7 protein-coding genes are annotated in these 7,554 nt (G+C 70.6%); 3 read left to right on the top strand and 4 right to left on the bottom strand.

Annotated features, from left to right (window positions below; genetic code table 11):
- Window positions 1-678 (bottom strand): MFS transporter (locus G6021_RS09675; protein WP_182641170.1); only part of this gene is annotated, 678 nt, incomplete at its 3' end.
- A 322-nt stretch (window positions 679-1,000) separates the two neighbouring features.
- On the opposite strand from G6021_RS09675, the gene G6021_RS09670 reads away from it, so the two are divergent.
- Window positions 1,001-2,857: an amidohydrolase family protein gene (locus G6021_RS09670; protein ID WP_182641169.1), complete on the top strand. Its 1,857-nt coding sequence runs from the start codon at window positions 1,001-1,003 to the stop codon at window positions 2,855-2,857.
- Here the strand turns inward: G6021_RS09670 and G6021_RS09665 are convergent.
- Entirely contained in the window at window positions 2,818-4,227 is a 1,410-nt protein-coding gene (locus G6021_RS09665; protein ID WP_182641168.1) for an MBL fold metallo-hydrolase, read from the bottom strand. The two genes, G6021_RS09670 and G6021_RS09665, sit on opposite strands and share 40 nt — an antisense overlap.
- A 209-nt stretch (window positions 4,228-4,436) precedes the next feature.
- Between G6021_RS09665 and G6021_RS09660 the strand changes: the two genes are divergently transcribed.
- A complete protein-coding gene (locus G6021_RS09660; protein ID WP_179526039.1) occupies window positions 4,437-4,829 on the top strand; it encodes a PPOX class F420-dependent oxidoreductase in 393 nt (130 codons plus the stop codon).
- A gap of 133 nt (window positions 4,830-4,962) precedes the next feature.
- Complete coding sequence (locus G6021_RS09655; protein ID WP_182641167.1) at window positions 4,963-5,538, top strand: peroxidase-related enzyme; 576 nt, start codon at window positions 4,963-4,965, stop codon at window positions 5,536-5,538.
- Between the two features lie 21 nt (window positions 5,539-5,559).
- Here the strand turns inward: G6021_RS09655 and G6021_RS09650 are convergent, their stop codons facing one another.
- Together G6021_RS09650 and G6021_RS09645 are read right to left on the bottom strand one after the other, a co-directional pair.
- Window positions 5,560-6,300 carry a glucose 1-dehydrogenase gene (locus G6021_RS09650; protein WP_182609814.1) on the bottom strand — a complete coding sequence of 247 codons (741 nt, stop codon included), beginning with the start codon at window positions 6,298-6,300 and terminating at the stop codon, window positions 5,560-5,562.
- A 51-nt stretch (window positions 6,301-6,351) separates the two neighbouring features.
- Entirely contained in the window at window positions 6,352-7,428 is a 1,077-nt protein-coding gene (locus tag G6021_RS09645) for a diacylglycerol kinase (RefSeq protein ID WP_182641166.1), read from the bottom strand.
- Window positions 7,429-7,554 lie beyond the last annotated feature (126 nt).

Below are 7,554 nucleotides of genomic sequence, written 5' to 3'. Positions count from 1 at the left end.
CGGCTCGACCCCGGCCGAGGCCTCGTAGTCGCGGACGATCCGCTCGGCCTCGTCGACCCGGCCCTTCGATTCCAGGAACCGCACCGACTCGGGCAGCCCGAACCGGATCACCAACGCGTAGGCGGCGGGGACCAGACCCACGGCCAGCGCCCAGCGCCATCCGTCGTCGCCGGTCGGGACCACGAAGTACCCGATGAGCGCCGCCATGATCCAGCCGACGGCCCAGAACCCCTCGAGGATCACCACGACCCTGCCGCGGATCCGGCGGGGCGCGAACTCGCTGACCAGCGTGGACGCGACGGGCAACTCGGCACCCAGGCCGAGGCCCACGATGAAGCGCAGGACGATGAGCACCGCGATGCCGGTCGACAGGGCCGCCGCGCCCGTGGCCAGTCCGTAGACCAGCAGCGTCGCGGCGAAGACCTGGCGGCGACCGATCCTGTCCGCGAGCAGACCGCCCAGCGCGGCGCCGATCGCCATGCCGACGAACCCGATGGATCCGATCCAGGACAGCTCGGTGGGGGTGAGCGCCCAGTGCACTGCCAGCGCGGCCATGACGAAGGAGATGAGGCCCACGTCCATGGCGTCCAGCGCCCACCCGACCCCGGATCCGAGCAACAGCCTGCGGTGCTTGCGGGTGAACGGCAGGCCGTCGAGGCGCTCCGTGCGTGTGGTCATGCGCGACAACGCTACTCCCGGCCCGCGGGTGCCTCACTCGCGCGGCGACCGGCCGATACCGCGCGGCGGCGCCGTGCCGCCGGTGCTCCAGGGCGCCCTCCGGCGAGTGGTCGCAAACGGCACCTGAGCGGGAACGCCACCTCGGGAAACGTGAGCGGGTGTGACCACGCGACGACACGGGCACTCCGGGGCGGCGGCCTCTCGCGGGTGCCCCACGGCGGCCGGGCGGCGCAGGGGAATTCGCGACGAGGTCTGGACTTGGACCAGCGTCCGGGTAGCCTGGTGAAGTATGTGTTTTGTGTCATAAACCAGGGAGTGCCTCGTGGACACCACTGATCACGCCAGCCCGGGCGGCGCCGACTTCGACATCGTGATCCGCGGCGGGACCGTCTACGACGGAACCGGCGCGCCGGGCGTCCGGTCCGACGTCGGGATCCGATCCGGCGTCGTCGCGGCGGTGAGCCCCACCCCGCTCCCGATCTCGCCCGGCACCCGCGTCATCGAGGCCGACGGCAGATGGGTGATGCCCGGATTCGTCGACACCCACACCCACTACGACGTCGAACTGCTGGTCTCCCCCGGGCTCGGCGAGTCGGTGCGGCACGGGGTGACCACCGTGCTCGTGGGCAACTGCTCCCTGTCCGGGGTCTACTCGGACACCGTCGACGTGGCCGACCTGTTCAGCCGCGTCGAGGCCCTGCCCCGGGACGCCGTCCTCGAGGCACTCGAGCGCACGAAGTCCTGGTCCGACCCGGCGGCATGGCGGCGCGCGGTCGAGGCCCTGCCGCTGGGGCCCAACGTGGCGAGCTTCCTCGGCCACTCCGACGTCCGCGCCTCCGTGATGGGCCTGGGCCGGGCGACCGACCCGGAGCACTCCCCCGGTCGGGAGGAGTTGCTCGAGATCGAACGGCGGGTGGACGAGGCCCTCGACCAGGGTTTCCTCGGGGTCTCCACCATGACCAACCCGTGGGACAAGATGGACGGCGACCGCTACCGCTCGCGGACCCTGCCCTCCACACACGCCTCGTGGAAGGAGTTCCGGCGCCTCAGCCGGATCCTCCGCCGGCGCGACCGGGTCCTGCAGGGCGTGCCGAACCTCAACACCAAGGTCGACGTGGCCTTCTACGTGGCCACCAGCACGGGACTCTTCCGCAAGCCGCTGCGGGTCTCACTCCTCGCCGCCGCGGACACCCTGGCCGAGCCGTGGGTCAACCGCATCTTCCGGCCGCTGGCATGGGTGGCCAACACTCTCGGAAGGGGCAGGTTCGTGTGGCAGCACCTGCCCACCACCTTCAAGGTGTGGGCCGACGGGATCGACCTGGTGGTCTTCGAGGAGTTCGGCTCCGGACGCGAGGCGCTACACCTTAAGGACGAGATGGCCCGCACCGATCTGCTCGAGAAGGAGGGCTACCGGCGCTGGTTCCGGCGGGACTTCGAGAAGCGGTTCAGCCCACGGGTGTGGCACCGCGACTTCGACGACGCCCTGATCGTGGCCTGCCCCGACGAGTCGCTGGTCGGCAGGACCGTCGGCGACGTCGCCCGCGCCCGGTCGCTGCACCCCGCTGACTGCTTCCTCGACCTGGTCGTGGAGCACGGCGCCGACCTGCGGTGGACCACCACCATCGCCAACGCACGCGAGAAGGTCGCGAACCGGCTCGCGCGAACACCGGGCATCACCATCGGCTTCTCCGACTCGGGGGCGCACCTGCGCAATATGGCCTTCTACAACTTCGGCGTCCGCCTACTCGAGCGTGTGCACGAGGCGGATCGTCGGGGTACCCCGTTCCTGTCCGTCGAGGAGGCCGTGTTCAAGCTCACCGGAGAACTCGCCGACTTCTACCGGCTCGACGCCGGGCGGATCGCACCCGGGCGTCGAGCCGACGTGGTGGTGATCGACCCGGCCGGCCTCGACGGCGAGTCGCTGGACTACCACGAGGAGGCGATGCCGGAGCTCGGCGGCATCCACCGCATGGTCAACCGCAACGACCGCGCGGTGGCCGCCACGATCATCAGCGGCCACGTGGTGTGGTCCGACGGCGAGTTCGCCGAGGGGTACGGCCGACAGTTCTCGGCGGGACGGTTCCTTCCCGCCGGTGAGGCCGTGGGGCCGCGGCCGAGTACGGACCCGCGGCCGGCCGGTCACTCGGTGGGCATCCCGGCGTCCTCCCAGGCGGAGTAGCTGCCCTCGAGCTCGGTGACGTCGTACCCGACGCTGCGCAGCGCGCTGGCCACGACCGAGCTACGGGCACCCGACTGGCAGTAGGTGACGATCCTTCCCGAGTCGGGCAGTTCGTCGCGTTCCCACATCACCTGGCCACCGTGCAGCTGGGTGGCGTCCGGGACGTGGCCCTCGTCGTACTCGGACGTGGCGCGGACGTCGAGCACCATCGCGTGCTCGTAGGACTCCAGGTCCTCCGGCGTGACGGTCTCGGGGCGGAATGTGGGCAGGCCGTCGGTGGAGGTGACGTACCCGCGTGTGGAGTCGACGCCGACCCGGATGACGTGACGCCGCAGCTCGTCCGCCGCCTCGGCGTCCTCTGCGAGGAAGACCAGGCCGCGGGCGTCCTTCTCCGGATCGATCGCCCAGCCGGCGTAGGTGCCCGCCTGGCCGGCGGGGAGGTTGATGGCGCGGTCGACGGTGCCGTCGTGGACGTCGTCGGCGGGGCGAGGGTCGACGACGACGAGGTCGCCGGACTCGATGCCGGAGGCGACCTCCTCCGCTGGCAACTCCTGCAGCTCCGGCAACGGATGGCCGAGCACGGAGGGGCCGTCCCGGTTCTCGCGCTTCATCCGCCCGAAGTACGCCGGCGCGTCGGGCTGGCCGTCGAGGAGTTCGGAGATGAAGCCCTCCTCGTCGTCGTTCTCCACGTACTTCGGCCACCACGCGAACTTCCGCTCGTATCCCACCGAGCTGGACGGCAGCGCCCCCAGCGACTTGCCGCAGGCCGAGCCGGCGCCGTGGGCCGGGAACACCTGGACGTGATCGGGAAGGGTGAGGAAGCGCTCGCGGAGGCTGGCGAAGAGCTGCGTGGCGCTCTCGTAGCGGGTGTCCTCGCCGCCCGAATCGCTGCCGCCGGCGGTCTCGTCGAGCAGGTCCGGACGCCCGAGGTCGCCACAGAACACGAAATCGCCGGTCAGCGCGTAACCGGGCTCGTCGGCGAACGCGCCGTCGGTGATGAGGAACATCAGGTGCTCGGGCGTGTGGCCGGGGGTGTGCACGGCCTCGAGGCGGACGTTGCCGAGCTCGATGGTGTCGCCGTCGCGGAGCCGCTCGCCCTCGAAACCGTAGCGCCAGTCCTCGCCGCCCTCGTCGGAGAGGTACGTGGTGGCACCGGTGGCGGCGGCCAGCTCGCGGGTGCCGGACAGGTAGTCGGCGTGGATGTGGGTCTCGGTGACCGTGACGATGGTCATGCCGTGCTGGTCGGCCATCTCGACGTAGGGCCGGAGGTCGCGGCTGGGGTCCACGACGATCGCCTCGCTGCTGCTCTGGCAGCCGATGAAGTAGCTGGCGTGGGCGAGGTCGTAGTCATAGATGCGTTCGAAGAGCATGGTGTGTGTCCGTTTCCGTGGGGAACAGGTACACACTCCACCGTAAAACCCTCGGGGGTATAGCGCCACCCCTCGGCGCGGACGACGCGCACACTGGACCGGAGTACCCGCCACCGACGAGAGGACCGCGCGCCGTGTCTGACTCACACCAGTCCGAATCGCACCAGCCCGAATCACACCCGTCCGAAGCACACCCGTCCGGCTCCCCGCTGACCGACGACCTGCGCCGCCTGCTCGCCCGGCCGAATCCGTGCGTCATGGCCACGCTGCGCAAGGACGGCTCCCCGGTGACCGTGCCCACCTGGTACCGGTTGGTCGCCGACCGCATCCACCTCAACCTCGACGCCGGCCGGGTCCGACTCCAGCACCTGCGGCGCGACCCGCGGGTGGCACTGTCCGTGCTGGACGCGGACGACTGGTACTCGCACGTGAGCATCCAGGGCCGGATCACCGAGATCGCCGAGGACCCGGACCTGGCCGGCATCGACGCGCTGTCCCGGCACTACACGGACCAGCCGTACCCGGTCCGCGATCGCGCCCGCGTCGACGTCTGGCTGGAGATCGAGCGGGTACACACGTGGGGGTCCGCGGCGCGATCCTGATCCGGCGGCGGGCGACGCGGCATAGCCTCTGGGCAGACCTCCAGCCCCTCCAGCCCTGAGCCCCTCCACTGCTCAGTTCCCCGCCCCTCAGCCCGGCGCCCCACCCGGGCGCCCCACTCCCCCGGAGCCGCACATGTCCGACCGATTCCCCCTCGCCGAGCTCGCCGATCTCCCCGACGACCTGCGGGAGCGCATTCTGACGGAGCAGGAGAAGGCCGGGTTCGTCCCCGAGGTGTTCCTGATGTTCGGTCGCCGCCCGGCGGAGTGGCGGGCGTTCTTCGCCTACCACGACGCGGTGATGGACCGCGAGGGCTCGAACATGTCCAAGGCGGACAAGGAGATGATCATCGTGACCATCTCCGGTCAGAACAACTGCCAGTTCTGCGTGGTCGCGCACGGTGCGATCCTGCGGATCGTCAAGAGGGACCCCTACCTCTCCGACCAGCTGGCCGTGAGCCATCACAAAGCCGAACTGACCCCGCGGGAGCGCGCCATCTGCGACTTCGCCACCAAGGTCAACCTGCGGTCCGACGAGCTGGTCGACGCGGACTTCGCCGCGCTGCACGAGCACGGCCTGGACGACGAGGACGCGTGGGACATCGCGGCGATCACCGGCCTGTTCGGGTTGAGCAACCGGGTGGCCAACGCCACCGACATGCGGCCGAACCCGGAGTTCTACCTGATGGGCCGCGTGCCGCGGCAGAAGTAGGCGGCCGCGGTCGCGGTGGCTCTACAGCTGCTTGTGCGGGATCCCGTTGATGGTCCCGCCGTCCACCACGAACTCGGTGGCGGTGGCGTAGGAGGACTCGTCCGAGGCCAGGAACAGCACGAAGTTAGCTACGTCCTCGACGGTGCCCAGCCGGCCGAGGGGGATCGGGATCATATCGTCCGGGATCCCCTCGGTGATCGGGGTGCGCACGAGGCCCGGGTGCAGCGAGTTGCAGCGGATGCCGTGCGGGGCGAGCTCGAGCGCGACCGATTTGGTGAGCCCACGGACGGCCCACTTGGCGGCCACGTACCCGTGAGCCCACGGCGTACCGCGCATTCCCTCGATCGACGAGACGTTGATGATCGACCCCCCACCGGCGGCGATCATCGTCTCGGTGACGGCTTGACATCCGTAGAAGGTCCCCGTGAGGTTCACGTCCAGGATCTGCTGCCACTTGTCGTGCCGGAACCTGTGCAGCTCGGCCCCGTTGGCGATCCCCGCGTTGTTGACCAACACGTCGACCCCACCCCAGTCGGCGACCGTCTCCTCGACGACGGCCTTCCACTGCTCCGCATCGGACACGTCGAGATGGCGGTAGCGCGCGCCCTCCCCCAGCTCGGCCGCCACGGCCTCGCCCTGATCGTCCAGCACATCGGTGAGCACGACCTTCGCGCCCTCCGCGACGAGGCGGCGCGCGTCGGCCTCGCCCATCCCCCGTGCGGCACCCGTGATGATGGCGACCTTGCCCTCGACCCGACCCATGACGACTCCCTCTACTCGTGAACAGCTGTGGTGACGACGCCGGTCGACGCGTCAGCGCGTACCGACGATGCCCGGCGCGCCGGTGAGCGGCAGATCCAGCGTCGTGGTCAACCCCGGCGCCGCGGCCACGACGGCGGGTACGGCGTTGACCACCCTGCCGACCCCGGCGAGGATCGCCGAGTAGTTGTGGTCGCCGTCCGCGCTCTGCGCGGCCAGGTCGAGGACGTACGACGGCTCGCCGATCACCTCGACGCGGTACGAGTGCCCCTCCTGGACCGCGTACGGCCAGTCCGGCCGCAGGTCGTCCCGGGTCCGGGTGACGTGTTCGACCACGATGACGGGCTCGCCCGCCACCATGCCGGTGATCTGGAAGCGGAACCCCGCCTGGGTGCCCTCGGCGATGGTGCAGGCCGCGACCTCGTAGGTCTCCGGGGCGGGTTCGCGCTCGACGTGTTCGGTGATCTCGTCCACCTCCACGCCCAACCCGGCGGCGAGCAGGTGGATCGACGCCCCCCACCCCGCCGTCAACACCCCGGGCAGGAACAGCAGCGGGGTCTGGTCGAGCGGGGTGCCGAAACCCATGACGTCGACCATCGACTCGGTGGAATCGTAGGTGGCGTAGTCGGAGAACTCGGTGCAGCGGACCTGGCGCACCTCGCGGCAGGTGCCGGTGATCGCGAGCGGCAGGAGATCGTTGGTGAACCCCGGGTCCACGCCGGTGACGAAGAGGGTGGCACCGCCCTCCAGGGCCGCGGCCTCGAGCTTGGCGCGCGCGCTGTCGGGGACGCCCGCGGCGGGGTTGATGAGCGGAGTGGGCGCGGTGCCCGCCACGTTGATCCCGGCGGCGAGGTACTCGCGGATGTCGCGCGCGGCCTCCACCGGCCTGGTGTCGCTCATCGCGCAGTAGACCACGCAGTCGGGCGCCGCGGCCACGATGTCGGCCGCACTCGTTGTGGCGGTGATGCCCGTGTCCACCCCGAGACCGGCGAGCTCACCCGCGTCCCTGCCCGCCTTGTCCGCGGAGTGGACCCAGACGCCCACCAGGTCGAAGCGCGGGTCCTCGATGAGGTGGCGCAGGGCGATCGCCCCGGCGTTCCCCGTGGCGATCTGTGCGACCCGGATGGCCATGTGTCCCCTCCCGACCTGAGGCGGCGCGTGGTGACGCGTGCCTGTTCGCGGCGGACGCTACCAGAGCAGGCCGCCTGATCGGGGGGTTATCAGACACGTGACCGGACAGTTGTCCGGTCACGTGTC

It is taken from the genome of Dietzia sp. CW19 (assembly GCF_014145265.1).
GTDB classification, from domain to species: domain Bacteria; phylum Actinomycetota; class Actinomycetes; order Mycobacteriales; family Mycobacteriaceae; genus Dietzia; species Dietzia natronolimnaea.
Note: the sequence above shows the minus strand (reverse complement) of the source record. Positions and strands in the feature narration are given on the sequence as shown.